Annotated in this window: 26 protein-coding genes and 1 tRNA gene; 20 read left to right on the forward strand and 7 right to left on the reverse strand. The window is 64.0% G+C overall.

Annotated features, from left to right (window positions below; translation table 11 throughout):
* Window positions 1–108 precede the first annotated feature (108 nt).
* The 4 genes from nusG to X268_RS19095 form a co-directional block, all read right to left on the reverse strand.
* On the reverse strand, window positions 109–663 hold the full coding sequence (nusG, locus tag X268_RS19080) for a transcription termination/antitermination protein NusG (RefSeq protein WP_007602985.1): 555 nt from the start codon (window positions 661–663) through the stop codon (window positions 109–111).
* Window positions 663–854, reverse strand: coding sequence for a preprotein translocase subunit SecE (gene secE, locus X268_RS19085; RefSeq protein ID WP_007611620.1), 192 nt, complete (start codon window positions 852–854; stop codon window positions 663–665). The genes nusG and secE overlap by 1 nt, the downstream gene beginning before the upstream one ends.
* A gap of 368 nt (window positions 855–1,222) precedes the next feature.
* Window positions 1,223–2,491 carry a class I SAM-dependent methyltransferase gene (locus tag X268_RS19090; protein WP_128926353.1) on the reverse strand — a complete coding sequence of 423 codons (1,269 nt, stop codon included), beginning with the start codon at window positions 2,489–2,491 and terminating at the stop codon, window positions 1,223–1,225.
* Between the two features lie 158 nt (window positions 2,492–2,649).
* Complete coding sequence (locus tag X268_RS19095; protein WP_245477550.1) at window positions 2,650–3,237, reverse strand: SIS domain-containing protein; 588 nt, start codon at window positions 3,235–3,237, stop codon at window positions 2,650–2,652.
* A gap of 152 nt (window positions 3,238–3,389) precedes the next feature.
* Here X268_RS19095 and X268_RS19100 point away from each other — a divergent pair, with 152 nt between their 5' ends.
* The 16 genes from X268_RS19100 to X268_RS19175 all read left to right on the forward strand — a co-directional run bounded on the left by X268_RS19100 (window position 3,390) and on the right by X268_RS19175 (window position 18,904).
* The gene (locus tag X268_RS19100) at window positions 3,390–4,406 is read left to right on the forward strand and encodes an SDR family oxidoreductase (protein WP_128926355.1); all 1,017 of its coding nucleotides are present in this window, start codon (window positions 3,390–3,392) and stop codon (window positions 4,404–4,406) included.
* Window positions 4,407–4,488: 82 nt separating this feature from the next.
* Window positions 4,489–6,054, forward strand: coding sequence for a PfkB family carbohydrate kinase (locus X268_RS19105; RefSeq protein WP_128926356.1), 1,566 nt, complete (start codon window positions 4,489–4,491; stop codon window positions 6,052–6,054).
* A 27-nt stretch (window positions 6,055–6,081) separates the two neighbouring features.
* Complete coding sequence (locus X268_RS19110) at window positions 6,082–7,083, forward strand: NAD-dependent epimerase/dehydratase family protein (protein WP_128926357.1); 1,002 nt, start codon at window positions 6,082–6,084, stop codon at window positions 7,081–7,083.
* A gap of 5 nt (window positions 7,084–7,088) precedes the next feature.
* Window positions 7,089–7,700: an HAD family hydrolase gene (locus X268_RS19115; RefSeq protein ID WP_245477551.1), complete on the forward strand. Its 612-nt coding sequence runs from the start codon at window positions 7,089–7,091 to the stop codon at window positions 7,698–7,700.
* Window positions 7,697–8,734, forward strand: coding sequence for an aminoglycoside phosphotransferase family protein (locus X268_RS19120; RefSeq protein WP_164937810.1), 1,038 nt, complete (start codon window positions 7,697–7,699; stop codon window positions 8,732–8,734). The genes X268_RS19115 and X268_RS19120 overlap by 4 nt, the downstream gene beginning before the upstream one ends.
* Window positions 8,709–9,557 carry a transketolase gene (locus X268_RS19125; RefSeq protein ID WP_128926359.1) on the forward strand — a complete coding sequence of 283 codons (849 nt, stop codon included), beginning with the start codon at window positions 8,709–8,711 and terminating at the stop codon, window positions 9,555–9,557. The genes X268_RS19120 and X268_RS19125 overlap by 26 nt, the downstream gene beginning before the upstream one ends.
* A 10-nt stretch (window positions 9,558–9,567) precedes the next feature.
* Window positions 9,568–10,527: a transketolase family protein gene (locus tag X268_RS19130; protein ID WP_128926360.1), complete on the forward strand. Its 960-nt coding sequence runs from the start codon at window positions 9,568–9,570 to the stop codon at window positions 10,525–10,527.
* 8 nt (window positions 10,528–10,535) lie between these two features.
* Window positions 10,536–11,642, forward strand: a complete 1,107-nt coding sequence (locus X268_RS19135) for a DegT/DnrJ/EryC1/StrS family aminotransferase (RefSeq protein WP_128926361.1) — start codon at window positions 10,536–10,538, stop codon at window positions 11,640–11,642.
* On the forward strand, window positions 11,632–12,750 hold the full coding sequence (locus X268_RS19140) for a DegT/DnrJ/EryC1/StrS family aminotransferase (RefSeq protein WP_128926362.1): 1,119 nt from the start codon (window positions 11,632–11,634) through the stop codon (window positions 12,748–12,750). Before X268_RS19135 ends, X268_RS19140 begins: the two co-directional genes overlap by 11 nt.
* Window positions 12,747–13,553, forward strand: a complete 807-nt coding sequence (locus tag X268_RS19145; protein ID WP_128926363.1) for a sporadic carbohydrate cluster 2OG-Fe(II) oxygenase — start codon at window positions 12,747–12,749, stop codon at window positions 13,551–13,553. The genes X268_RS19140 and X268_RS19145 overlap by 4 nt, the downstream gene beginning before the upstream one ends.
* A complete protein-coding gene (locus X268_RS19150) occupies window positions 13,546–13,938 on the forward strand; it encodes an LIC12192 family sporadic carbohydrate cluster protein (RefSeq protein ID WP_128926364.1) in 393 nt (130 codons plus the stop codon). The genes X268_RS19145 and X268_RS19150 overlap by 8 nt, the downstream gene beginning before the upstream one ends.
* Before the next feature lie 25 nt (window positions 13,939–13,963).
* A complete protein-coding gene (locus tag X268_RS19155) occupies window positions 13,964–14,629 on the forward strand; it encodes a class I SAM-dependent methyltransferase (RefSeq protein WP_128926365.1) in 666 nt (221 codons plus the stop codon).
* A complete protein-coding gene (locus X268_RS19160; protein WP_128926366.1) occupies window positions 14,607–15,185 on the forward strand; it encodes a WbuC family cupin fold metalloprotein in 579 nt (192 codons plus the stop codon). Before X268_RS19155 ends, X268_RS19160 begins: the two co-directional genes overlap by 23 nt.
* Before the next feature lie 265 nt (window positions 15,186–15,450).
* Window positions 15,451–16,668, forward strand: a complete 1,218-nt coding sequence (locus X268_RS19165) for a class I SAM-dependent methyltransferase (RefSeq protein WP_128926367.1) — start codon at window positions 15,451–15,453, stop codon at window positions 16,666–16,668.
* On the forward strand, window positions 16,661–17,866 hold the full coding sequence (locus X268_RS19170; RefSeq protein WP_128926368.1) for a class I SAM-dependent methyltransferase: 1,206 nt from the start codon (window positions 16,661–16,663) through the stop codon (window positions 17,864–17,866). Before X268_RS19165 ends, X268_RS19170 begins: the two co-directional genes overlap by 8 nt.
* Window positions 17,867–17,869: 3 nt before the next feature.
* Complete coding sequence (locus X268_RS19175; RefSeq protein ID WP_128926369.1) at window positions 17,870–18,904, forward strand: Gfo/Idh/MocA family protein; 1,035 nt, start codon at window positions 17,870–17,872, stop codon at window positions 18,902–18,904.
* Between the two features lie 153 nt (window positions 18,905–19,057).
* On the opposite strand, the gene X268_RS19180 is transcribed toward X268_RS19175, so the two are convergent.
* Window positions 19,058–19,133, reverse strand: a tRNA-Trp gene (locus X268_RS19180).
* A gap of 150 nt (window positions 19,134–19,283) precedes the next feature.
* On the opposite strand from X268_RS19180, the gene X268_RS19185 reads away from it, so the two are divergent.
* Entirely contained in the window at window positions 19,284–20,519 is a 1,236-nt protein-coding gene (locus X268_RS19185; protein ID WP_128926370.1) for a serine hydrolase domain-containing protein, read from the forward strand.
* 152 nt (window positions 20,520–20,671) lie between these two features.
* Here the strand turns inward: X268_RS19185 and X268_RS19190 are convergent, their stop codons facing one another.
* Together X268_RS19190 and X268_RS19195 are read right to left on the reverse strand one after the other, a co-directional pair.
* Complete coding sequence (locus tag X268_RS19190; protein ID WP_128926371.1) at window positions 20,672–21,439, reverse strand: SDR family NAD(P)-dependent oxidoreductase; 768 nt, start codon at window positions 21,437–21,439, stop codon at window positions 20,672–20,674.
* Window positions 21,440–21,562: 123 nt separating this feature from the next.
* Window positions 21,563–22,261: a histidine phosphatase family protein gene (locus X268_RS19195; protein WP_164937811.1), complete on the reverse strand. Its 699-nt coding sequence runs from the start codon at window positions 22,259–22,261 to the stop codon at window positions 21,563–21,565.
* 133 nt (window positions 22,262–22,394) lie between these two features.
* Here X268_RS19195 and X268_RS19200 point away from each other — a divergent pair, with 133 nt between their 5' ends.
* The 3 genes from X268_RS19200 (at window position 22,395) to X268_RS19215 (ending at window position 25,747) form a co-directional block, all read left to right on the forward strand.
* Complete coding sequence (locus X268_RS19200; RefSeq protein WP_128926372.1) at window positions 22,395–23,180, forward strand: SDR family NAD(P)-dependent oxidoreductase; 786 nt, start codon at window positions 22,395–22,397, stop codon at window positions 23,178–23,180.
* Between the two features lie 992 nt (window positions 23,181–24,172).
* The gene (argE, locus tag X268_RS19210; RefSeq protein ID WP_128926373.1) at window positions 24,173–25,345 is read left to right on the forward strand and encodes an acetylornithine deacetylase; all 1,173 of its coding nucleotides are present in this window, start codon (window positions 24,173–24,175) and stop codon (window positions 25,343–25,345) included.
* 18 nt (window positions 25,346–25,363) lie between these two features.
* Window positions 25,364–25,747, forward strand: coding sequence for an immunity 8 family protein (locus tag X268_RS19215; protein WP_128926374.1), 384 nt, complete (start codon window positions 25,364–25,366; stop codon window positions 25,745–25,747).
* Window positions 25,748–25,774 lie beyond the last annotated feature (27 nt).

Genomic DNA, 25,774 nt, shown 5'->3' on the forward strand with positions numbered 1-25,774 from the left:
GCCGGCGGTTTCAGGTTCGTGGTCGGGATCAACGGGCGGCTGGCAACCGCCCTCGTCCTCCCACGGCCTCTCTTTGCGCGAAGCGTTGCGGCTCCGCGCGCGACCCGATCAGACCTTCTCGACCTGACCGAATTCCAGTTCGACCGGCGTGGCGCGGCCGAAGATCGACACCGCGACCTTTACGCGCGAACGCGCCTCGTCGATTTCCTCGACCACACCCGAGAACGAGGCGAACGGGCCATCGGCCACGCGCACGTTCTCGCCGATCTCGAACGACACCGACGCCTTCGGCCGTTCCACGCCCTCCTGCACCTGGTGCAGGATCCGCATGGCCTCGGCTTCCGAGATCGGCATCGGCTTGTTCTCGGCGCCGAGGAAGCCCGTGACCTTCGGCGTGTTCTTGATCAGATGAAACGCCTCGTCGGTCAGCTTCATCTTCACCAGCACGTAGCCCGGGAAGAACTTGCGCTCGGCGTCGATCTTGCGGCCGCGGCGCACTTCCGTGACCTTCTCGGTCGGCACCAGCACCAGCTCGAACAGCTCCTCGAGCCCGCGCTGCTTGGCCTGCTCGCGGATCGATTCGGCGACCTTCTTCTCGAAGTTCGAATAGGCGTGGACGATGTACCAGCGCTTGTCAGACAGTTGAGCGGTTGCTGTTGCCATCAGTGAATGCCCAGAAGGAAGGTGATGAGGTAGCGGATGATCTGGTCGGCGGCGAAGAAGAAGATCGAGGCCACGGCGACCATGACGAACACCATGATGGTGGTGATCGTGGTCTCGCGGCGGGTCGGCCAGGTAACCTTGGCGGTCTCCGAGCGCACTTCCTGCAAGAACTTGAACGGGCTGACTGCCATCGTCTAGGGTCCAGCGTCCGTCGACAGACGCAACTGAATTTCGGGGATCCGAACAGCCGCCGTTGGCCCAACCCTCTGTCTCGAAGGATGAGCCGGAAACCGGGCTCGATTGTTCGGGGATTTCAAAGCCGCGCCGGAGATCCGCGTCTAACGGGCCGGCTGCGAGTGCGGGCTATCTACTGCGGTTGGGACCAAAGGTCAAGATCGAGCGGGCTCGCCCGGCCCGGCCGAGCTTCCCGGACGGCAGAGCAGAGCCCATGCGGATCAAGGGCTTACCTGCCCCACCCCTGCGAGGCCCAGCCGCCGCTTCCCACCGGTTCGCCAAGTCGCTCCACTGGAGCGACCGCTGCGGCAGCGCGACTGCCGGTTCAGTCGGCCCGGTCGACCACGGAAATGCCCGGCAGCGGCACCACGAACTTTCCGCCTTCGGCGAAATAGCGGGCGTGCTTGGCCCGGATCGGGTCGACATAGCGCCAGGCGAACACGACGACGAACGCCGGCTTGCGCTCGTACAGGGCGCCCGGCGGCAGGATCGGGATGTCGTAACCCGGACCGGCCATCACGTTCCCCTTCTTGGGATCGTCGTCGACCAGGAAGTCGATCTTGTTCTCCAGGCCGAACTGCGGCAGCAGCGTCGTGGTGCCGACCGAGACGCCGTAGCCGGCAACCAGCTGCCCGCGCGCATGGGCGGCATCGGCCATCGCGACCAGTTCGTCGCGGATGGCGGCGATCCGCTTCACGTAAGGCGCATAATAGGCCGGCTGATCGACGCCGAGCCGATCCTCCTCGGCAACGAACCGCGCGACGTCAGCCGACGGCTTCTTGGCGCCACCGGCGCGCTGCACGGTCACGCGGATCGAGCCGCCCTTGGTCCAGATGTGCTGGACGTCGATCAGCTCCATGCCGAGCCGGGCAAAGAAACGGATCAGCGGCTTGATGTTAAAATACGACAGATGCTCATGATAGACGGTGTCGAGCAGGTTCTTCTCGGTGACGTCGACGCCGTATTGCGTCTCGAAGACGAACAACCCGTCCGGCGCGAGCACGTCGCGAACCCCGATCACCAGCGGATCGAGATTGTCGACATTGGCAATCATGTTGTTGGCGATCACGACGCTCGCCGCACCGTGGCTCTGCAGGATGCGGTGACCGATCGCGTCGGTGAAGAAATCGCCGATGGTCTCGATTCCCGCCTCCGTCGCGCGCCGCGCGATCTCGACGGCAGGATCGACGCCCAGCACCCGCATCCCCCGCTCCTTGAAGAAGCCGAGCAGCGACCCGTCATTGCTGCCGAGCTCGACGACCAGCGAGCCCGGCGCGATGCCGAAACGGCTGACGACGTCGTTGGCATAGCCCGCGAAGTGCTCCCGCAGGCCGAGCGAGAGCGAGGTGGTGTAGACGTAGTTGCGGTACTGCACCTCCGGATTGCCGACATGGAGAATCTGGAGATGACCACAATCCCTGCACAGATGCAGCGCCATCGGCACCGCGGCCCGGAACACGGGATCGTCGACGCTGGCCTCGGGGACCTGGAAGTTCGGCGTGCCGATGGGCATGCCGGCCATCGGGACAACGAGCTCTTGCTTGTCCGAATGACAGAGGCGGCAGGTATGGCGGACGTAGAACAGATCTTTCATCGTTGGACCGAAAAGTGAGCGCTGCGTGCGAATGAGGTAATCTGACCCCGTGAAGACCGGGCCGACAGCAACGAGCGCGGGCGGAAGACCGGCGCCGCGATCGACAGCTTCAGCGAGAACCGGGCCGCCTGCTTGAACCGCGCCTGCATCGGTTGCTCTCAGGACGCCGGATATTCCGCGCGACCGATGACGAGGTCGATCGCGGCCATCATCCAGAACTGGTGCGTGGTCTCGACAATGTTGTAGCTGCGGCTGTCGACGAAGAAATTGACGTCGCCGAGATTGCGCAGGCGATTGTCCGCATTCATCCCCGACAGCGTGATGACGTCGAGTTTCATCGAGCGCGCCTGCGCAACCGCATTGAGGATGTTCTTCGAGCGTCCCGACGAGCTGATCGCGACGAGGCAATCGCCGGCACGGGCGTTCAGCCGGACGGCATGCGCGATCCAGTCCTCGAATCCGTAGTCGTTGGCAAGACACGACATCATGCTCGCATCGCTGAAGCAGAGCGCAGGCACCGATCCGTTCTTCGCAAGATCGATCGCCAGATGCGAGGCTATCCCGGCCGAGCCGCCGTTGCCGATGAAGATGACGCGGCTGCCCTGCTCGCGCACGCGCAACCAGATCGCGCGGGTGGCGGAGATCCCGGCGAAAACGCCATCGTCGACCGCCGTCGCGCGATGCAGCCGTGCCACATAATCGTCGAGGAACGCCTTGTGATCGGGATCGACGGACTCGACAGGCATGGGCTGGCGACTCGCTTGCAGCATCACGCCCTGATATCGGCTATCACCAGGGATTGCAAAGGTATACTGCTTGCAAAGTCGGCGAGCGGCTGATAGTCGGATTCTCGTTGGCGGGCCTGTTTCGCTGGGCATTCGCATCACGGATGTTCCCCATGAAATGCATTGTCACTGGTGGCGCAGGCTTCATCGGAAGCCATCTCGTCGATCGCCTGCTCGATGATGGCTATGAGGTCATCGCGCTCGACAATTTCGTCATCGGCCGCCCCGAGAATCTGGCCTCGCGCGCCGAATCGAGCCGGTTGAAGGTGGTGCGTGCGGACGTCACCGACCTCGAATCGATCAAGCCGTATTTCCACGGTATCGACTGGGTCTTCCATCTTGCGGCGCTGGCTGACATCGTGCCCTCGATCGAATCGCCGATTCCCTACCATCGCGCCAATGTCGACGGCACGGTCAACGTTCTCGAGGCGGCACGGCATGCGGGCGTCAAGCGCTTCGTCTACGCCGCCTCGTCGTCCTGCTACGGAATTCCCGACGTCTATCCGACGCCAGAGAGCGCCGAGATTCGGCCGATGTATCCTTACGCGCTGACCAAGAATCTCGGAGAGCAGTGCGTCATGCACTGGTGCCAGGTCTACAAGCTGCCTGCGGTCGCGCTGCGCCTGTTCAACGTATACGGGCCGCGCCATCGCACCACCGGCACTTACGGTGCCGTGTTCGGCGTGTTCATGGCGCAAAAGCTTGCGGGCAAGCCCTTTACGGTGGTCGGTGACGGCGAGCAGACGCGCGACTTCACCTTCGTCAGCGACGTCGCCGACGCCTTCGTGACCGCCGCGCGCTCCGATATATCGCACGAAATACTCAATGTCGGCTCGGACAACACCTACAGCGTCAACCGGCTGGTCGAGCTTCTCGGCGGTGACAAGGTCCACATTCCCAAACGTCCGGGCGAGCCGGATTGCACCTACGCCGACATCACCAAGATCAAGCGGGTCCTGAACTGGACGCCGAAGGTCAAATTCGAGGACGGCGTCGCGACGATGCTGAAGTCGATGGATCAGTACAAGGACGCGCCGCTGTGGACCGTCGACAAGATCGCCGACGCCACCAAGGACTGGTTCAAATATCTCGGTGATGAGAGGGGCTCGCCGCAGAAGGCAAGCTCCTGAACAGGTTCACCTGTTATCGTTGCTGTGAGTCGATCGTTCCCGGGCGGCCATCTGAGACCGACCGGAGCTTTGGGTGATTCACATGGGTAATGCTCCGATAGACAAGCCGGCCGTCCACCCGGCGCCGCACGCCAAGATCAAGACGATCGAGGAGCTCGGCGAGGTGGCACGCGCCGCGCAGGCAAAGGGCCTGACCGTCGCGCTCTGCCACGGCGTGTTCGATCTGGTGCATCTCGGCCACGTCCGACACATCCTGGCAGCGCGCAACGAGGCCGACGTGGTCATCGTGACCATCACCGCCGACCGTTTCGTCAACAAGGGCCCGGGACGCCCGATCTTTCCGGAGAGCATGCGCGCCGAGATGCTGGCCGCGCTCGGCACGGTCGACTGGGTCGGCATCAACCAGACCTCCAGCGCCGAGCCGGTGCTCGATGCCGTGCGCCCCGACATCTACGTGAAAGGCTCCGATTACGAAAACCCTGACGATGACGTCACCGGCAAGATCGCCGTCGAGCGCGAGGCCGTCGAGCGTCATGGCGGGCGAATCGTCTTCACGCGCGACGTGACCTTCAGCTCGTCGTCGCTGCTGAACCGCTACTTCGACATCTACGATCCCCCCTTGCGCGACTACCTGCAGAAGGTCCGCGAAGGCGGCGGCGCCGAACGCCTGCTCAAGCTCATCGACAAGATCCAGGACATGCACGTCGTGCTGGTCGGCGATACCATCATCGACGAATATCAGTACGTCACGGCGCTCGGAAAGGCCTCGAAGGAGAACATCGTCGCCACTCAGTTCAAGAATGGCGAGCAGTTCGCCGGCGGCGTCATCGCCGCGGCCAATCACGTCGCGAGCTTCTGCAAATCGGTCGAGATCGTCACGACGCTGGGTGGCAACGACTACCCCGAGGATTTCATCCGCGCGCATGTCCGCCCGAACGTCAAGCTGACGCCGATCCGCATTCAGGGCCGTCCGACGACCCGCAAGCTGCGCTACGTCGAGATGGGCTATCTGCACAAGCTGTTCGAAGTCTACACGATGGACGACACGCCGCTCGACGAGACCGCGCGCAAGGAGGTCGACCGCATGACCGCCGAGCGCGTGCGCGGCGCGGACGTGGTCATCGTCACCGACTTCGGTCACGGCATGATCGCATCCAGCACAATCGGCACGCTGATCGCGAACGCCAGGTTCCTGGCGGTCAACGCCCAGAGCAACAGCGGCAATCACGGCTACAATCTGATCACGAGGTACCCGCGGGCCGACTACATCTGCATCGACGCGCCGGAAGCCCGGCTGGCCGCCACCGACAAGTTCAACGACATCGCCTCGGTGATCCAGGACGGCCTGCACCGCAAGATCGATTGCGGCAACATGATCATCACGCACGGCTCCTTCGGCTGCTACCCGTTCTCGTCGAAGACCGGCGTCGCGCGCGTGCCCGCCTTCACCAAGACCGTGGTGGACACGGTCGGCGCTGGCGATGCCTTCCTCACGATCACCGCGCCGCTGGTGGCGGCCGGCGGCAATATCGAGGACGTCGCCTTCATCGGCAACGCGGCGGGCGCGATCAAGGTCGGCATCGTCGGTCACCGCAACTCGGTCGAGAAGGCGCCGCTCGTCAAGTTCGTCACCGCGTTGTTGAAGTAGCGCGATCGAAGAATCCGGAGAACGACAGTGATTGATCAGAAATGGAACGTGATGGTCACCGGTGGCGCCGGCTATGTCGGCAGCGTGCTGGTTCCACAGCTGCTGGCGGCCGGCCATAAGGTCACGGTGCTCGATCTCTTCATGTACGGTGACGACGTCTTCAACGCGGTTCGCGACAATCCGAACCTTCGTCTGGTCAAGGGCGACATCCGCGATGAGGCCGCGATCAACGAGGCCATGCGCGGCAACAACGCGGTGATCCACCTCGCCTGCATCTCCAACGACCCCTCGTTCGAGCTGGACCCGGCGCTCGGCAAGTCCATCAACTACGACTGCTTCCGTCCGATGGTGCGTGCTGCGAAGAAGGCCGGCATCAAGCGCTTCATCTACGCCTCCTCCTCGAGCGTCTACGGCATCAAGGACGAGGCCGAGGTGACCGAGGACCTGTCCTGCGAGCCGCTCACCGACTATTCCAAGTTCAAGGCGATGTGCGAGACCGATCTCGCCGACGAGGCCGCATCGGGCTTCGTCACCTGCACAGTTCGTCCCGCCACCGTCTGCGGCTACGCGCCGCGGCAGCGGCTCGACGTCGTCGTCAACATCCTGACCAATCTCGCCGTCAACACCGGCCGCATCCGCGTGTTCGGCGGAACGCAGAAGCGGCCCAATCTGCACATCCAGGACATGTCGGCAGCCTATCTGTTCCTGCTTCAGCAGGAAGACGCGAAGATCGACGGCAAGACCTACAATATCGGCTACGAGAACCACTCGCTGATGAAGATCGCCGACATCGTCAAATCGGTGGTTGGAAGCAACGTCGACGTGGCCGTCGAGCCGACCGACGATCTGCGCTCCTACCACGTGTCTTCGGAGAAGATCCGCCGCGAGCTCGGATTTGCGCCGACGCACACGATCGAGCAGGCCGTGTCCGGACTGGTGGACGCCTTCAAGGCCGGCCGCCTGCCGAACTCGCTGAGCGATCCCCGGTACTTCAATATCAAGATGATGCAGAACATTAGCCTGAAGTGAGCGGCGTGCGGATCGGCATCGATTTCGACAACACCATCATCTGCTACGACAAGGTCTTTGCCGCCGCCGCGCGGCAGCGTGGGCTGGTGCCGGAGGGCTGGGTCGGGCTGAAGACCGAGGTGCGGGATCTCTTGCGGTCCCGCGCCGGCGGTGAGCTGGCTTGGCAGGGACTGCAAGGCTTCGTCTACGGCAAGGGCATCGGCGGCGCCGAGATCTACCCCGGAGTCCGCGAGTTCCTCGCGGCGTGCCGCAGAGCCGGCGCGAACGTCTACATCGTCAGCCACAAGACCCAGTTCGGCCATCAGGACCCCGACCGCGTCGACTTGCGCGAGGCCGCGCGCGGCTGGTTGAAGAGCGCCGGTCTCATCGACGCTGCCGATGCGGTGCTGGCGGCGCGCGACGTCTATTTCGAGGACACTTTGGCAGCCAAGGTCGAGCGACTCGCAAGCCTCAAGCTCGATGTCTTCATTGACGATCTCGTCGATGTCTTCGAGCAGCCGCATTTTCCGAAGGCAACGCGATCGATCCTGTTCACGCAGTCGCGGCCTCCTCATCCCGATCATTGCGAGCCGGTCGCGACCTGGGCGGATATCCACCGCGGAGTGTTCACGCCATGAGCGAGCCGGATCTGAGCGTCCAGGATGCGATCGCGATCGGCAGCCGCCTGACCGGGGCGCGGGTCGTGGCCGTCCAGCCGGCGCGGTCCGGCGGCAACAACCGGGTGTTTCGACTGGAGATGGCGGAGGGACCGCCCCTCGCCCTCAAGCATTATCCGTCCGACGGGCGCGATCGCCTCGGACAAGAATACGACGCGCTCACATTTCTGTCGCGCCACGGCATCAGTTCGACGCCGCGGCCGATCGCAAAGGACGCAAATGCGTCCTGTGCCCTCTATCAATGGTTCGACGGTGAGGCGGCAGTCCTGCGGCCCCGGCACGACGATGCTGACCAGTTGGCCGACTTCCTGATCGAACTACAGAAGCTGCGCGCCGCCGAAGGCGCGCAGACTTTGCGGAACGCATCGGCCAGCATCTTTTCGCCCGAGCAAGCCGTCGCCCAGTACGAGCAGCGCCTCGACGGATTGAGGCAGGCCGCGGACGATCATCCGGATCTGCGCGCTTTCATTGACAAGAGCCTCGTTCCCAGCACGGCCTCCGCCGTAGCGCGACTGCGTCGACGCTATGCGGAACTGGCGCGGGATCCCGCCGCGGACCTCTTGCCCGAGCATCGCGCATTGAGCCCGTCGGATTTCGGACTGCACAACGCGCTGCGCGCCGAAGATGGCCGACTGCGCTTCATCGACTTCGAATATTTCGGCTGGGACGACCCGGTCAAGCTCGTGTCCGATACCGCGATTCACCCGGGAAGCGATCTGCCCCAGGCCAGCGCGAATCGGTTGATCGAACGACTGTCGCGTACATTCGAGGCTGGGGATGGCGCCTTTGCGATCCGCCAGGCCGTACTGTATCCTTTGTTCGGGGCGATTTGGTGCCTGATTGTCCTGAATGCCTATCTGCCGGAAAGCCGCTCCCGACGCGCGATGGCCGCGCAAGGTGGCGATCTGACGGTCCGCCTTGCCGGTCAGCTCGACAAAGCCCGCCGGCTTCATCAAGCGATTTGCCAACGTGATCCAGATCTCACCCCACGCTGAAGCCGCCCTCACCTGCACGCTGGACGAGCGCAGCCTTTACTTGCGCCGCCTGGTCCTCGGCTCCGTCCGTTCGGCTGGACGCGGCCACGTCGGTCCGGCGCTGTCGCTGATCGAGATCGTCCGCGTGCTCTACGACGACGTGCTGCGGATCGACCCGAAGAACCCGCGCGATCCGAATCGCGACCGCGCCATCCTCAGCAAGGGACACGGTTGTCTCGCGCTCTATGCGCTGCTGGCCGATCGCGGTTTCTTCCCGCTGTCGGAGCTGGACGGCTTTTGCGGCCCCGACAGTATCTTAGGCGGACATCCCGAATACGGCATGGTGCCGGGGGTCGAGGCATCGACCGGAGCGCTCGGACACGGCCTGTCGATCGGCGTCGGCCTTGCGCTCGCGGCCCGCATGCGCGAGCGCAGCTACCGGACCTTCGTGCTGCTCGGCGACGGCGAGATCAACGAGGGATCGGTGTGGGAGGCCGCCATGGGCGCGGCCAAGCACCGGCTGGACAACCTCGTCGCGCTGATCGACTACAACAAGCTGCAGAGCTATGGCCCCACCGACTATGTCCTGCCGCTGGAGCCGCTCGCGGACAAATGGCGCAGCTTCGGCTTCGCCGTGCAGGAGCTCAACGGCCACGATGTCGGCGCCCTGCGCACCGTGCTCACGCAAGTCCCGGCCGCTCCGGGCAAGCCCACCGCGATCATCTGCCATACCGTCAAGGGCAAGGGCCTGCCGGCCGCAGAATCCAATGCCGATTGGCATCACAAGAACAAGCTGACCGACAGCGAGCTCGACGCCATCCGCGTCGCCGTCGGCGATTTTTGATCGGCTCCCCATGCGCAACACCGCGATGAACATGGTCTACAAGCTCGCCGCAAGCGACGAGCGCGTGCTCTATATCGGCTCCGATCCCGGCGCCGGCACCTTGCGCGCGATGAGCAAGGAGTTTCCCAAGCGCCATCTGATCGAGGGCATTTCGGAAGCGCACATCATCGGAATGTCGGCTGGTCTCGCTATGGAAGGCTTCGTGCCCTACGTCAACACCATCGCGACCTTCCTCCCCCGCCGCTGCTACGAGCAGGTGGCCGTCGATCTCTGCCTGCACAATCTGCCTGTACGGCTGATCGCCAATGGCGGTGGCCTCGTCTATGCGCCGCTCGGCCCCACCCACCAGGCGATCGAGGACATCGCGATCATGCGGGCGCTGCCGAACATGACGGTGGTCTGTCCGTGCGATGCCGATGAGGCCGCACGCCTGATGGAAAAGACCCTCGACTGGACCGGGCCGATCTACATTCGGCTGGGCAAGGGCGGCGATGCGATCGTCTCGAAGGCCGAGCACGGCTTTGAGATCGGCAAGGCCATCCTGATGCGGCCACCGGGCGAGGTCCTCATGGTGAGCACCGGCATCATGCTTCAGCGCGCAATCGCCACCGCCGACCTGCTGGCCGCGCAAGGCATTCGCGCCGGCATCCTGCACATGCATACCGTGAAGCCGCTCGACGCCGAGGCGCTGCTGCAGGCGGTCCGCGGTATCAAGCTGGTGGCAACGCTGGAGGAGCACGTGCCCTCCGGCGGCCTTGGCAGTGCGGTCGCAGAGACGCTGATCGACAAGCTCGGTTCGGGCCTGCCGGCGATGCTGCGACTGTCGCTGCCTGACCGCTTCATGCACAATTACGGCTCCCAGGATTCGCTGCTGAAGAAGCACGGACTGTCAGCCAATGCCATTGCGACCTCGATCGAGCATGCGCTCACGGCGTCGCTCACCTCCGCTCCTCAACTTCATTCCACCTGACGGGTCACATGTACGACGTTCGATATTCCTATCTGCTCGAGCAATTCGCCGACCCCGCCCCCATCCTGGCCGAGATCGGCCGGCTGGTTGCAACCGGGGACTTCACCCTTGGCAAGCCCGTCGCCGAATTCGAAAAGCGCTTCGCCGAACTGATCGGTGTGCGTCACGCCATCGGCGTCGGCTCCGGCACAGACGCGCTCAAGCTGCCGCTCAAGGCGCTCGGCATCGGCCATGGCGACGAGGTCATCACCGCCGCCAACACCTTCATCGCTACCGTCGGCGCGATCGCCGAAACCGGCGCCACGCCGGTTCTGGTCGACTGCGACGATTCCTTTTGTATGAACGTCGACCAGGTCGAGGCCGCGATCACCGAGAAAACCAAGGCGATCATGCCGGTCCAGCTGACCGGTGAGGTCACCGACATGGGCAAGCTGATGCCCATCGCGCAGCGGCACAACCTGCCTGTGGTCGAGGACGCCTGCCAGGGCATCCTGTCGGAGTTTGCCGGAAAGCGTTCCGGCACCCATGGCATCGCAGCCGGATTCTCCCTGCATCCGCTCAAGAATCTCAACGTCTGGGGCGATGCCGGCGTCGTCGTCACCAATGACGACGGCATGAACGAGAATCTGCGTCTGATCCGCAATCACGGCATGAAGAACCGCGACGAGATCGCGATTCTCGGCTGCAATTCGCGGCTGGATTCGCTCCAGGCGGTCGTCGGCAACTGGCTGATCGGCCAGACCAGCGAGATCACGCGGCGCCGGATCGAGAATGCCGCCTATTACGACGCGGGCCTTGCCGGCCTGCCTGGCCTGCGCGTCCCGCCGCGCCGGCCCAATGTGAAGCACGTCTACCATCTCTATATGGTGTTCGCCGAACGCCGCGACGAGCTCTACAAATACTGCCTCGACAACGGCATCGAGGCCAAGATCCACTATCCGATCCCGCTGTACCAGCAGGAAGGCCTCAAGCATCTCGGCTACGCGCCCGGCACCTTCCCGGTCACCGACCGCCACGCCGGGGAAGTCATCAGCTTCCCCGTCGACCAGCATCTGACGCGCGCCCACCAGGACCGCGTCATCGAGACCGTCAGGAAGTTCTGCCATGGACGCTGACACCGGCCGCCGGCGCATCGGTTACGTCAATCTTCCCGCGCAATTCGAGGAAGAACGCGCCGAGATCATGCAGGCGGTCGAGGGCGTGTTCCAGCGCGGCGACTTCATCGGCGGCGCGGCAGTTGCCAAGCTCGAGGAGGAATTGTCGGTCTATCTCGGCTCGCCGCATGTGGTGACGCTGAATTCCGGCACCGACGCGCTGATCCTCGCCATGCGGGCGCTCGACATCGGTCCCGGCGACGAGGTCATCACCCCGCCGAATTCGTTCGTGGCATCGACCGCCGCGATCATCGCGGTCGGCGCTACCCCCGTCTTTGCGGACGTGCTGCCGGACCAGAACATCGATCCGGCCGCTGTCGAGGCCGCGATCACGCCGCGCACCAAGGCGATCATGCCGGTGCATCTGACCGGCCGCATGGCGGACATGAACCCGCTGATGGCGATCGCCGCCGAGCACGCGCTCGCGGTGATCGAGGACAGCGCCCAGGCGATCGGTTCGACCTATGACGGCCGCATGAGCGGCACCATCGGCACGTTCGGCTGCTTCTCGGCCCACCCCCTGAAGAACCTCAACGCTGCTGGCGATGCCGGCTTCCTCGTCACCGCCGATACAGAGCTTTCCGCAAGAATCCGCCGGCTGCGCAATCACGGCCTGATCAACCGCAGTGACGTCCAGGAATGGGGCATCGTGTCACGGCTCGACACGTTGCAGGCCGAAGTGCTGCGCATTCGCCTGCGGCACCTGCCCTCGGTGATCGAGCGGCGGCGGCGCAACGCCGCGCAATACCGCGCCGAGCTCGCAGGACTCCCCCTCTTCATTCCGCCCTGCCGCAACATCGAGTTCAACACCTTCCACACCTTCGTGGTGCAGACCGACCGCCGCAACGACTTCCAGAAATACCTGGCCGACAAGGGCATCGAGACCGCCATCCATTATCCGGTCCCGATCCACCTGCAACCGGCGGCGGCGCATCTGGGGCATGGCCGCGGTGCGTTCCCGGTGACCGAGCGGCAAGCGGACCAGATCCTCACGCTTCCCATCAACCAGTTCCTGTCGGCCGCAGATATCAGCTATATCTGCGCAACCGCCCGGGAGTATTTTGCATGACGGATACGGACTTCCTTGAGCCCGACGAGCAGGCGCTGGCGCAGCGCTTCATCGACGACGGCTTCGTCACCACCCCGGCCGACGACCGCGCCGGGCTCGACCGGATCCAGCGGCGCGCCGCCGAGCTCGCGGCGGACTATCTGAAGCTGCCGCACAGCAACGATCCCTATGCGATGCTGGACACCATCCACACGCGCGTGAGCGTGGACGATCTCAACGGCCTGCGGCTTCACGTCTTCAACGGCCTCAACGCCGAGCCGTGGTTCCGGCCGACCTATTTCCGCCTGGCACGCTCGACGATCGAGATCATCGTCGGCAACGAGCTCTGCATGCAGCGCCGCGTCAATCTGAGCATCCAGCTTCCCGGCGACACCTCGTCGCTGCTCGCCACCCATTCCGACGTCTGGTCGGGCGACTCGCCGTTCGAGGTCGTGGTCTGGGTGCCGCTCGTCAACGTGCACCGGACCAAGTCGATGTATCTGCTGCCGCCGTCCCTGAACGGCCAGATGCAGGACCGGATGGCCGATCTGCGCAGCGCCGAGGAGCTGTACCGGACGATCAAGCCGCACGCGACCTTCATCGAGATTCCCTACGGTCACGTGATGCTGTTCAACCAGACGCTGATGCACGGCAACCGCGTCAACGAGGAACCCGGCACGCGCTGGAGCATGAACTGCCGCTTCAAGAGCATCATGTCCCCTTATGCGGACAAGCGCTTCGGCGAGTTCTTCGAGCCGATCCTGCTGCGCCCGGCGACCCGGGTCGGCATGCAGTACAAGCTACCGGGAGGCTTCCATGGCTGAGCGCACCGGCCATCGCGGCTATATCGGAGCCCGGCCGCTGAACGGCAGCCGCACCCCGCAGCACGTCCAGAACATCGTGATCCGCGATTACGCGCGACGAAAGAACCTGCAATATCTCCTTAGCGCCGCCGAGCACACCATGCCCGGCAGCTACATGGTGCTCGAGGACATCCTGGACGAGCTGCCGCAGCTGCGCGGCCTGATCCTGTACAGCATCTTCATGCTGCCGCCCGACGAGGCTCGCCGCCGACAGATCTACGACCGCGTGCTGCGCGAAGGCTGCGACCTCCACGCCGCCGTCGAGGAGATCACGCTGTCGTCGCAGAAGGACATCCAGGCGATCGAGGATATTCTGCTGGTCAACAAATTCGCGACCATCCTGTGACGATGCCGCGATCCGGTTAACGATGATGGCCGAGATCAACCTGCTCCAACCGATGCACGCGTCGACCAGGCGGAACTACGTTCAGCGCGTGGTTGAGCACGACAAGGCGGAATCCGCCACGGTGGCACGACAATGGGGGCGCGACTACTGGGACGGCGACCGGCGCTACGGCTATGGCGGCTATCGCTATGACGGACGCTGGCGTCCACTCGCCCAGACCCTGATCGATCGCTACGGCATCAAGCCCGGCATGAGCGTGCTCGACGTCGGCTGCGGCAAAGGCTACCTGCTCTATGAGTTCACCCAGCTCGTCCCCGACCTCGAGATCGCCGGCATCGACATCTCCGAATACGGCGTCGCCAACGCCAAGGAGGAGGTGCGGCCGCATTTGAAGGTCGGCAGCGCCGTCGAGCTCCCCTACCCCGACCACAGCTTCGATCTCGTGGTGTCACTCGGCGTGCTGCACAACCTTCCGCTCGAGGACGTGTTCCGCGCGGTGGGCGAGATCGAGCGCGTCGGACGCGGCGCCTCGAAATATCTGATGGTGGAATCCTTCCGCAACGAGCGCGAGAAGGCCAATCTACTCTACTGGCAGCTCACCTGCCTGAGCTTCCACGGCCCGGAAACCTGGGCGTGGATCTACGACAAATGCGGGTATCGGGGCGACCATGGCTTCATCTTCTTCGAATGAGGCGGCGGGCCGGCGCCGTCCGACGTCACTGCGTGCGCAGAATCCCGAAGTCTATTATTCGGACGACGCCGTCGTCACGGCGGACGACGCCACGATCGCGGAACTGAAGCGCATCGCCGCCGGCAATCCGCGCCTGCGCAGCCGGCTGTGCACGCATCCGGATCCCTCGTCCGGCCTGCACGAGATGCTGATCGTGCATCACCGCGAGGCCTATGTGCGGCCCCACAAGCATTTTGGCAAACCAGAATCGTTTCACCTGATCGAAGGCACCGCGCAGGTCGTGATCTTCGAGGACGACGGCCGCATTCGCGACGTGCTCGAGATGGCGCCATACGGCCGGGGCGCCCTCTGCTACTACCGGATGCCGGAACAGGTCTTTCACTCGATCCTGATCACCTCGGAATGGCTGGTGTTCCACGAGACCACCGCCGGTCCGTTCGATCCCTCACGTACCGCATTTCCCGACTGGGCGCCTGATGGCAGCGACGCCGCAAAGGTGCAGGACTACGTCGCAAGGATTGGCGCCCTCGCCGCGGCGCATCTGCGGGGACCCTAGCCTCCAAGGCTGCTGCCGCTCGATTGTCACGGCTGCGACAGGTCGAGGACGAACCAGTCGATGAAGGCCTGGGACGAAAGCGTCGCAACAGCACGGCGTGCAATCGTCGCAGACGATCGGCAGCATCTTGGCCGATGGCCCCGCGAGGCGTCAGGCCGACAAACTTAAGAATTGTAGCGCGGCCTGTGCCGCAATATCAGCTTCGGCTAGGCTGGGTACCAGTCAACGATGCTGATTCGTACTACTCCTGCAAAGAGTCAAAGCCGTGACCGACCATTGCCGCCTTTGCCATTCGACCAACCTGCGTCCGGTCATCGACCTCGGGCTGATGCCGATCGCGCATCGGCTTCGGCATAGCCGAAACGAGCAGGAAGAGCGCTATCCGTTCGAGGTGCTGGCCTGCGGCGATTGCGGCCTGCCTCAGATCGTCAAGCCGATCGATCCCGAAATTCTGTACCGCCAGTTCAACTACAATTTCAGCAGCTGGAAGCCGGAGCCGCATCAGGCGGACGAACTCGACACCATCGCGAAATTCTCGAAGCATCGATCCGTGTTCGAGATCGGATGCAACGACGGCCTGTTCATGGACAAGCTGCGCGAACGCGGCGCGAAGATCCTGGTGGGTGTGGAGCCCAACCCCGTCTCGGGCAAGATCGCCCGCGAGCGCGGCATCAAAGTCTATGCCGACATGATCAGCCCGGCGCTGTGTCACGACGCAGTCGCTGAGGCCGGCAAGTTCGACCTCGTCGTCTCGCGCCAGGTGCTGGAGCACATTGTCGATTTCGAAAACTTCTTCGACTGCGTCAAGATCGCGCTCAGCGACGAGGGGCTGCTGTTCATCGACGTGCCGGATTTCGCGCCCGGCTCGACGGCCGGCGACCTCTCCGTCCTCTGGGAAGAGCACGTCAGCTATTTCACCGAGCCGACCCTGCTCGCCCTGCTGGCGCGCCATGGCTTCGAGGCGGTCTCCGTGAAGAAATACAATTTCAGCGGCGGCAGCCTCGCGATCGCAGCCCGCCGCGCCAAGGGCGACGTGACGCCACCGCCTGAACCATCCGGCGTCGGCGAGAAATTCGGTCAGCGCGCAAGAGAGTACGGCGCGCGTCTCCGCCCGCTTCTCGCGAACGCCCGCGCCGGCGGCGCCGAGATCGCCATCTACGGCGCCGGCTGCCGCGCCTGCACCTTCACCAACGCCCACGAGCTGGCGGACCTCGTCGACCTCTCGGTCGACGATCAGAAAGAGCGTCAGGGGCTGTTCCTGCCCGGCACCGGCATCCCGATCCGTTCGCCCGAGGACCTCGCCGGCAAGTCGGAGCCGCTCGTGTGCCTTCTCGCCGTGAACGAGGAGAACGAAGCAAAGGTCAGCAGTCGGCTGCGGGAAAATGTGAAACGTCCGCTGCACATCGTGTCGATCTTCGCGCCCTCCGACATCTGGAGCGAGCTCGATCGTCTCGAGGCGGCGCTAAGGTCGCGGCATGGCTGAGGACAAGCTCTTCAACTATTACGAACGTCAGGACGTCCTGCCGACGTTCGGAAATTTCAAGTCGCCCGCCGAGCTCGACGCCTACGCCAGCCAGCGGCGCGAACTGTTCGCGGACAAGCTGGCGCTGCCGCCGCGGCTGTTCGGCAATGCCGAGGTGCTCGAGGTCGGTCCCGATTCCGGCGAGAATGCGCTGGTGTTTGCCGGCTGGGGGGCGAACATGACGCTGGCCGAGCCGAACCGGCATGCCCATCCGAAGATCGAGGCCTACTTCGCGCATTTCGGCCTGACCGAACGTCTCCGCACGCTCGCACTGGCCGACGTCGAGGGTTTCCGCAGCGATCGCCGTTTCGACATCATCGATGCCGAGGGCTTCATCTACACCGTGCAGCCAAGCGAAAAATGGCTCGGCATCTTCCACCGCCTGCTCAATCCCGACGGTTACGCCGTCGTGTCTTATTATGAGCGCTATGGCGGCTTCTTCGAGCTCGCGCTCAAGGCGATCCATGCGGCCGGCAAGGCATTGACCGGTCACGCCGCGCTGGAGACGGCGAAGATGCTGTTCGAGGCGAAGTGGAACAGCATCCCGCATACCCGCAGCTTCGAATCCTGGCTGATGGACGTGCTGGAAAATCCGTTCGTCCGGCGCCGCTACTTCCTCGATGCCACCGCCTTGTGCACGGCGGCGCACGAACAGGGCTTCGACATTCATTCGGCCTGGCCGCCCTACCGCGACAGCCTGGACATCTACTGGCACAAGAAAGTCCTGTCCGGTGACGACAAGCTGCGTTGTGTGGCACGCCATCTCGACCGCAGCCGCCTCAGCTTCCTCGGCGGACGAAAGCTCTATCTGGTCGGCAAGGCCGATGCCGTGCAGGCGATCTCGGCATCGATCGAGGCGCTGGTTCTCGACGTCGATGCGACGATCGACGATCCCTTCGGCGAGAGATTGCCGCGCGTGGTCGCGGGTCTTGCGTCCCTGCGCGAGACGATCCGGACGGCAGACGTTCTCGCCGACGATGCGGCCGACGTCGAAGCCATCATTGCGACGCTCGACAGCTTCCATCGCATCTTCGGCGCGATCGGGCGACGGGATGCGTCCGCGGTCACCGCCCTCACCCAGTCAGACCCGGCGTTCATCAACACCTGGGGTCAACCGGCGCATTTCCTCGTCGTCCGGAAGCGCCTCGAGGGATCGTAGCCAGTGAAGCCAGGCATTGGCATCATCGGAACGGGGATGGTCGGCCAGATGTGCCACCTCGCCAATTTCGCTGCCAATCCCGCTTGCCGCGTCGTCGCGATCGCCGATCTCCGGCCTGATCTGGCGGCCGCCGCCGCGCAGAAATTCGGCATCTCGCGCGTCTACGGCACGCACCGGGAGCTGCTGGCGGATAGCGAGGTGGCCGCCGTCGTCGTCGTGACGAAGCGTCGGGCCACGGGCCCGATCGTCCTGGACGCGTTGCACAGCGGCCGGCACGTGCTGTCGGAAAAGCCGATGGCCTACACCACCGCTCAGGCCATCTCGCTGGTCGAAGCCGCGCGGCAGCAAAACCTCGTCTACAGCATCGGTTACATGAAGCGTCACGATGCCGGTGTGGCGCGGGCGCTGCAGGTGCTGATGCGCTTGCGCAACGACCGGTCGCTCGGACGCATCGTCCGGGCAAGGGGCTGGTGCTTCGGCGGCGACACCGGCCGGTCGCAGGACAATTTCGTGATGACCGGCGAAGCACGGCCGGACGGACTCGAGCTCTGGCAGGATGGCCCCGACTGGATGCCGCGCGATTTGCGTCCCGGCTACGACAATTTTCTGAACGTCTTCAGCCATATCATCAACCTAGTGCGCTACCTGCTCGGACGCTCGCCAACGGTCGCCGAAAGCGCGATCGAGACGTCGGGAGCCGGGCGCCTCACGCTCGACTTCGACGGCATGCCCTGCACGTTGAATCTCGTGAACGGATCAGAGGGAGCCTGGCGCGAAGGACTGACGATCGATTTCGAGCGCGGCGCGGTGACCCTGGAGTTGCCGCCGCCTTTTGCCGAGCAAGAGGCGGACGTCATCGTCGATCACGATGGTCAAAGCACGCGGCTGACGGGCGAAAGGAGCTGGGCATTTCGGCGTCAGGCCGACGCCTTCGTGTCCGAAATCGCCGCACGAGGCAGGCCCTTGGCTTCCGGCGAGGATTCGGTGACCGATATCGCGCTCGCGGAGACCGTTTGGAAACGGCTGGCTGGCCGCTAGGCGCGGGACCCTTGCTGATGGCTGTGAGCCCGAAGGCGCGACTGAAAGGATTCCCGCGGACGCCCTTGGCAAAAGGGCTGGCGCTTGGCGGATCGCCCCGTGAGACACGGTGTTCCTACCCTGCCAGAACTTGATCTAAGCGCTTGATTTTGCTGGCAGGAGTGGCAGGGCTCGAACCTGCGACCCCCGGTTTTGGAGACCGGTGCTCTACCAATTGAGCTACACTCCTACAGACCCTGCGTCGCCTTAGGATCAGGGGCGCTTTCAAGCACAGAGAGCGGCCGGATTGCAAGGGTGAACCGCGCCGTGTTCGCTTGTTTGTAGCGAGGTTTCTGGGCCACAGTCGTCGCCTGACAATGAAGAACAATTGGGAGCACCCATGACCGCCACAGCGACTGCTACAGCCGGCACACAGACCACGATCGCGCCGTACACCCCGCCCTTGCCGGAGGCCCGCCCGGAGACGCTCGGGCTGTCGCGCCCCCGCCTCCAGGCGATGTCGGACGCTTTCAGGCGGGAGATCGACAAGGGAACCGTTCCCGGAGTCACCGTGCTGGTGGCGCGACGTGGCCAGATCGGCTGGTTCGAGACGCTCGGACAGCAGAGCCCGATGGCCGCCGCGCCGATGGCGCGCGATTCGATCTTCCGGATCTTCTCGATGACCAAGCCGATCGTCTCGGTCGCCGTCATGGCGCTGGTCGAGGACGGCCGCCTCCTGCTCAGCGACCCCGTCGCCAAGTTCATCCCGGAATTTGCGAGCCAGCAGGTCGGCATCGTCAAGGACGGCAAGCTGGAACTGGTGCCGCCGGCGCGGCCGATGACCGTGCAGGACCTGCTTCGCCACACTTCGGGCCTTACCTACGAGCACCAGGGCGATGGCCCCGTGCACAAGCTCTACCAGGAGTCCCGCGTCCGCAGCCGTAAAATCAGCAACGCCGAGCACGCCGCACTGGTGGCGAGCTTTCCGCTGGTCTGCCAGCCCGGTGCGGAGTTCAACTACAGCCGCTCCACCGACATCCTCGGTCGCATCATCGAGGTCGTCAGCGGCAAATCGCTCGGCACATTCCTGACCGAGCGCGTGCTCGGCCCGCTCCAGATGGCCGAGACCGGGTTCTCGACGTCCGAGGCCAATGCCGACCGGCTCGCCGAGCCGTTCGCGGCCGATCCCTGGACCGGCGACAAGGTCGCGCTGTTCAACATGCTCGAGCAGCCGGTCATGGAGTCCGGCGGCGGCGGCCTGGTCTCGACCACGATGGACTATGCCCGCTTCTGCCTGATGCTGCGCAATGGCGGCACGCTCGACGGCAACAGGATCATCGGCCGCAAGACGCTTGAGCTGATGGCGTCCGATCACCTCGGACCGCACGTGCAGACCAACGGCACCCTGCTCTCTCCCGGCCACGGCTTCGGTCTCGGCTTCGCCGTGCGCCGCGAGGCCGGCATCGCGCCCTTCCCCGGCAGCGTCGGCCAGTATTTCTGGAGCGGCATTGCGGGCACGTTCTTCTGGATCGACCCGAAGGAGGATCTGTTCACGGTATTCATGACGCAGGGACCGGGACAACGCGACTACACCCGGACCTTGGTGCGGGATCTGGTTTACGCGGCGGTGGAGTGACTCTGCGCTAACGCGCGACGCCGCATCTCCCCGCTCATTGTCATGCCCGGCTTGCCCGGGCATCCAGTCCCCCGCGGCGGCAGTTCTCACGCAACTTCCGCCGCGGCGTACTGGGTCGCCCGCCTTCGCGGGCGATGACGGCTGTTGTTATCTCAACTGATCGTCGCGCCGCCGTCGATCACCATGGTCTGGCCGGTCATGAAGTCGCCAGCTTTCGAGCCCAGGAACACGGCAGCGCCTGCGATCTCGTCGGGAATGCCGATGCGCAAGAGCGGCGAGCGCGAGGTCGAGGCCTTCAGGTTCTCCGGATTGTCCCACAGCGCCTTGGCGAAATCGGTCTTGATCAGGCCCGGCGCGATACAGTTCACGCGGATGTTGTGCTTGCCGTATTCGCAGGCGAGGTTGCGCGCGAGCTGCATGTCGGCGGCCTTCGAGATCGCGTAGGCGCCGAGGATGGTCGATCCCTTGAGGCCGCCGATCGAGGACACGATGATGATCGAGCCGTCCTTGCGCTCGATCATCTGCGGCACCACCATCGAGATCAGCCAATTGTTGGCGACGATGTTGTTATCCAGAATCTTCCTGAACTGATCGTCGGAGATGCCGGCGAGCGGACCGTAATACGGATTCGAGGCGGCGTTGCAGACCAGCACGTCGATCTTGCCGAAGGCGCGGTTGCTCTCGTCGACGAGGTTTTGCAGGTTCTCTTTTGACGAGATGTTGGCGGCGACCGCGACCGCGCTGCCCTTGCCGAACTTGTCGTTGATGCCTTTCGCCACCTGCTCGCAGACGTCGGCCTTGCGCGAGGAGATCACCACCTTGGCGCCGTGCTCGGCCATGCGCTCGGCGATCGCAAGCCCGATGCCGCGCGTCGAACCGGTGATGACGGCGACTTTTCCCTTCATGTCGAACAAGGTCATGTGTCTCTCCCAGATTTTGATTTTCGAAGGCGATGTCATTCCGGGACGGTCCGTTAGGACCGGACCCGGAATATCGAGATTCCGGGTTCGATGCTTTGCATCGCCCCGGAATGACAATTTAGATCACGCGAGCTTCTTGACTTCCGGCCCCGCCAGCTGGTGCATCGCCGCGTGCGCTGGATCCGCGATCCAGGGCTGCTGGTTCACCATCGGCAACCGCCAGACCGTACGCTCGGGACTTGCGAAATAATCGAGCCGCGTCACCGAGCAATTGTCGATGTCGAACGACAACCCGCGCTCCGGCTGGCTGTCGAGCGCAAGTCCCAACGCCGCCTTGATCGTGCCGCCATGTGCGACCGCGATGATGTCTTGCCCGGCCGCCTCAACGTTGATGCGCTCGATGGTGCGGCGGGTGCGGTTGTAGAGATCCATGAAACTCTCGCCGCCGGGCGCAGGCTCGTTGATGTCCGCGAACCAGCTCGCGCCGACGGGGCGGCTGGCGATGAACTGGGCGCGGTTCATGCCCTGCCAGCGGCCGAGATTCTGCTCGGCGAGGTCCGCCTCCCACTTCATCGACGCAGGCCGCGGAAAGCCGGCTTCCCAGATCGCTTCCGCGGTCTGATGCGTGCGCATCAGATTGCTCGCATACCAGATGGCAGTGCGTGGCAGCACCTTGGCAACGGCGTTGAACACATAGGTATCGCTGGTGTCGCAGGCGATATCGCTCTGACCGTAGATGTTGCCGCCATCGTTGCGCACCGGCGCGTGGCGGACCCACCACCACCGCGTGACCACCACATTGGGCCTGTCTACACCTGCCATCGAAACCCTTCCATCCCGTCTGATGTCGCTGTACGTCAGTAGGCAACGTGTCTCAAGACACTTTACCGTTTGAAATCTTGTTTGAAATTCCGTCGCGCGGCAAGCGTCGCGCGAGCACCCAAGGGAGAAACGCATGGGCCGCCTGCAAGGCAAATCCGTCATCATCACCGGCGCCGGCAGCGGTATCGGCCGTGCGGCAGCACACCTCTTCACCAGGGAAGGCGCCAAGCTGATCGCGGTCGATCGCACCGAGGCGGTGAAGGAGACGGTCGAGGAGATCAAGAAAGCCGGTGGCATTGCGGAGGCCATGGTGGCGGATGCGGGCTCCGAAAAGGACGTCATCGCCGTCATCGACAAGGCGGTGACGACGCACGGCCGGCTCGACGTGATCTGGGCCAATGCCGGCATCTCCGGTGGGCTCGTCCCGATTCCCGAGCAGACGGTGGAGCATTGGCAGGAGATCCTTCGCATCAATCTGATCGGACCGTTCCTCGCGGTGAAGCATGCGATGCCGCACATGGTGAAGCAGCAGTCCGGCGCGATCGTGCTGACAGCGTCCGTCGCGGGCCTCAAGGCCGGCGCCAGCGGACATCCTTATGCCGCGAGCAAGGCCGGCGTGATCAGCCTGGTGCAGACCACCGCCTATTCGCTCACCGGCACCGGCGTGCGCATCAACGCGGTGTGCCCGGGCCTGATCGAGACCGGCATGACAAAGCCGATCTTCGACCGCGCCAAGGAGCGCGGTACCCAGGACAAGATCGGCCAGCTCAACCCGCTCAAGCGCCCCGGCCAACCGCACGAGCTCGCGGCGATGGGCCTGTTCCTGGCTAGCGACGAGGCGTCGTATGTGAACGGTCAAGCCTTCCCGGTCGACGGCGGCCTGACCGCGTCGATGCCGTACACGGGCAAGCCGGTCTAACAATGGTCTCGGGTCCCGGACGCGACGCAGCGCGCAAGCGTTGCGGCGCAGAGCCGGGACCTAGCGGGCCGCGTGCTCGGCGCGATACTGCTTTCCGCATCGTCATTGCGAGCGGAGCGAAGTAAATCCAGACTGCCATCGCGGAAAGGTTCTGGATTGCTTCGCTGCGCTCGCAATGACGGAGTAGGTGGTGGGCGCCTCGCGCTTTCAATTTTCGCGTCATGGCAGACGCACCTTCGCATCCTCGCGGCGCATTTCGCCCGAGCTTTGCTTCATCTCTTCACCCTCAATTGAAAGAGGGCGCAGGGAAGACCGGGAGCCCGCTGGCACCCGAGGTCCACTGTGCGATGGTGCAATAAGGACTGTGCACAGCGGCATACAGGTGTAGCCAGGACATCCCGGCCTTCCCTGCGCAGTGGTTTTACGGCTTATGTCGTGCTCTCCCCGGGGAGCGATGCACTATTGCCCCCGTCGCCTTGCGGATGACTGATGCGTGCGCCCGGTTGGGCTGCCTACATCACCGCAACACTTGACGCACAGACCCCGGGCGTCAGGACCACACGATTTTGCCGTACGCCGATCACACCGGTCGTGCGCGCGATGCCTTCGCTCACGGTTGCCCGCCCTGCGAAAATCAGTCGCGCCGATGCAATCAGCGTCCACCGCCGCCCCGCCCGCGTTCGTGACGATCGCGATACGCCCCTCTTCCTTGGGCCGGGTTGCGCGATACATACGTAATTTCAGAATTTCGGTAAAGACAAATATTTTCGGCGGCGCACGTTGACCGATGGCTTGTATGTTTTGCCCGTCGGGCAACGCAAGGTGTGCTAGGCCGAATGAGCGAAGCGATATCCGGATTCACCGCGCCAGCGGCCCCTGGTATCGCTTCGCTCACCCGGGCTACGGGTGCCTGGTGATTTGCTCATCAGCCCACCGCGTTGGTATGGTTCCTGCAAGCACCTCAGCTTCACTCCCCCTGACAGAACGAGACAATGCCAAGCTCAAGATCCAACCGTATTCGCAAGCTCCTCGCCGACCTCGTCGGTTTCGACACCGTCAGTGACCGCACCAACCTGCCCCTGATCGCTCATATCGAGAGCTACCTCGCCACGTTCGGCATCAAGGGCGAGCGCATCGTCGATGCCACCGGGCAAAAGGCCTCGCTATGGGTCACGATCGGACCGGAGGACCGGCCGGGCTTCGTGCTGTCGGGCCACACCGACGTCGTGCCTGTCGCGGGCCAGGACTGGAGTCACGATCCGTTCAAGCTGGTCGAGCGCGACGGTAGGCTCTATGGCCGCGGCACCACCGACATGAAGGGCTTCGTCGCGGTATGCCTCGCCATGGTCCCGGAGATGGTGGAGGCCAAGCTCGCAACACCGATTCATCTAGCGATCTCCTATGACGAGGAGATCGGCTGCGTCGGGGTACGGCCGATGCTCGGCGAGATCGCGAAGAAGACGGTCCGGCCGCTCGGCGCCTTCATCGGCGAGCCGACCGAGATGAAGGTGATCATCGGCCACAAGGGCAAGCACGGCGTGCGCGCGACCTTTCACGGGCTCGCCCGCCATTCCTCGATCGCGCCCGACGGCGTCAACGCGATCGAATATGCGGCCGATCTGATCACCGAGATCCGCCGCCGTGCCGTGGCACTCGCGGCCGCGCGGGCGACGGACAGCCTCTACGACGTTCCGCACTCGACGCTGCTCACCAGTATCGTGCATGGCGGCGCGGCGCTGAACATCGTGCCCGACACCTGCACGGTCGAGTTCGAATGCCGCGGCATCGGCATCACCGAGTCGCGCGAGGTGACGGACGCGATCGTCGCCTGGGCCAAAGCCGAGATCGAGCCGGCGATGAAGGCGCGGCATCCGGATTGCGGCATCGATTTCGAGGAGATCCTCGACTACCCCGCACTCGACACCGCCGCCGACGCCGCAATTGTCACGCTCGCCAAGAGCCTTGCCGGCCGCAACGACCACGCCAAGGTCGCGTTCGGCACCGAAGCCAGCTTGTTCGCCAGCATGGCCGATATTCCATCAGTGGTGATCGGCCCGGGCGCGATCGCGCAGGCGCATACGCCGGATGAGTTCGTGGAGATGGCCGAGTTGGAGAAATGCGCGGGCTTCGTGGAGAGGCTGATCGCGCATTGTGCGAAGGGGTAGGCGGGAACGGGCAAGCCCATGGAAGGGAAAGTTCGACCACAACTGAAGTCGCTCTTCAGTCCGGACGCCGATCCGATTGATCAATTTATGCCGGACGGACCGTTCGGCATTTTGATCATGGCGATGATTGGACCTGCGGACAGCTTGGGTGAAGAGTCGTTCGACTTCATGCTCTGCACTCCCGACTGGTTCGCTTCGCATATGAAGAGCGACATCGTCGAAGGGAGGCACTACCTTTTCGTCAAGGATTTCAACTACGCGCAACTAAAAAGGTTTGTCGAAAACTATTGCGTCAAATGTTCTGCAAACACATGGCCTGAGGTGGCCCAGAAGCTGGCTCGGCTCGGGAAATGGGAGTTTGAGGACTACGCGGAATACAAGCCGCCCCCAGCAGCGTGGTAGAGTGTGAGCATCCGAAGAGGCTCGAAG

This window comes from Bradyrhizobium guangxiense, assembly GCF_004114915.1.
In the GTDB taxonomy this organism is placed as follows: Bacteria; Pseudomonadota; Alphaproteobacteria; order Rhizobiales; family Xanthobacteraceae; genus Bradyrhizobium; species Bradyrhizobium guangxiense.